General features: G+C 50.8%; 1 rRNA gene. It reads left to right on the forward strand.

Annotated features, from left to right (window positions below):
* Window positions 1-1,662: ribosomal RNA gene (locus ACGHEH_RS21525) — 23S ribosomal RNA — on the forward strand; the annotation flags it as partial.
* Window positions 1,663-1,738: the final 76 nt, after the last annotated feature.

The following is a 1,738-nucleotide window of genomic DNA, read 5'->3' on the forward strand; positions in this document are numbered from 1 at the left end:
TATCAGAAGTGCGAATGCTGACATGAGTAACGATAATGCGGGTGAAAAACCCGCACGCCGGAAGACCAAGGGTTCCTATCCCATGTTAATCAGGGTAGGGTAAGTCGACCCCTAAGGCGAGGCTGAAGAGCGTAGTCGATGGGAAACGGGTTAATATTCCCGTACTTGGAATAATTGCGATGGGGGGACGGAGCAGGCTAATCAAGCATGGCGATGGTTGTCCATGTGAAAGGCTGTAGGCTGGTGACTTAGGAAAATCCGGGTCGCTAAGGCTGAGAGTCGAGACGAGCACCTACGGGTGTGAAGTTGATGATGCCCTACTTCCAGGAAAAGCCTCTAAGCTTCAGATTATTTCGAATCGTACCCCAAACCGACACAGGTGGTCAGGTAGAGAATACTAAGGCGCTTGAGAGAACTCGGGTGAAGGAACTAGGCAAAATTGTACCGTAACTTCGGGAGAAGGTACGCTCCTATCTGTGATGAGACTTGCTCTCTAAGCGGACGGGAGCCGCAGTGACCAGGTGGCTGGGACTGTTTATTAAAAACACAGCACTGTGCAAAATCGTAAGATGACGTATACGGTGTGACACCTGCCCGGTGCCGGAAGGTTAATTGATGGGGTTAGCTTAGGCGAAGCTCTTGATCGAAGCCCCGGTAAACGGCGGCCGTAACTATAACGGTCCTAAGGTAGCGAAATTCCTTGTCGGGTAAGTTCCGACCTGCACGAATGGTGTAACCATGGCCACGCTGTCTCCACCCGAGACTCAGTGAAATTGAAATCGCAGTGAAGATGCTGTGTACCCGCGGCTAGACGGAAAGACCCCGTGAACCTTTACTACAGCTTGGCACTGAACATTGAGCCTACATGTGTAGGATAGGTGGGAGGCTTTGAAGTGGCGTCGCCAGATGTCATGGAGCCATCCTTGAAATACCACCCTTGTATGTTTGATGTTCTAACATAGGCCCCTAATCGGGGTTGTGGACAGTGCCTGGTGGGTAGTTTGACTGGGGCGGTCTCCTCCCAAAGAGTAACGGAGGAGCACGAAGGTTGGCTAAGTACGGTCGGACATCGTACGGTTAGTGTAATGGTAGAAGCCAGCTTAACTGCGAGACAGACACGTCGAGCAGGTACGAAAGTAGGTCATAGTGATCCGGTGGTTCTGAATGGAAGGGCCATCGCTCAACGGATAAAAGGTACTCCGGGGATAACAGGCTGATACCGCCCAAGAGTTCATATCGACGGCGGTGTTTGGCACCTCGATGTCGGCTCATCACATCCTGGGGCTGAAGTCGGTCCCAAGGGTATGGCTGTTCGCCATTTAAAGTGGTACGCGAGCTGGGTTTAGAACGTCGTGAGACAGTTCGGTCCCTATCTGCCGTGGGCGTTTGAGAATTGAGAGGGGCTGCTCCTAGTACGAGAGGACCGGAGTGGACGAACCGCTGGTGTTCGGGTTGTGATGCCAATTGCATTGCCCGGTAGCTACGTTCGGAATCGATAACCGCTGAAAGCATCTAAGCGGGAAGCGAGCCTCGAGATGAGTTCTCACTTTAACTTTAAGTTAACTGAAGGGCCGTTGGAGACTACAACGTTGATAGGCTGGGTGTGGAAGTGTAGTGATACATTAAGCTAACCAGTACTAATTACCCGTGAGGCTTAACCATACAACGCCAAAGTGGTTTTAGCTCAGAAGCTAATATGAACTAAAGTAGAAGTTTTAGAAATTATCAGATTTTTTCC

The sequence above is a fragment of the Pseudoalteromonas sp. MTN2-4 genome (genome assembly GCF_042848605.1).
In the GTDB taxonomy this organism is placed as follows: Bacteria; Pseudomonadota; Gammaproteobacteria; order Enterobacterales; family Alteromonadaceae; genus Pseudoalteromonas.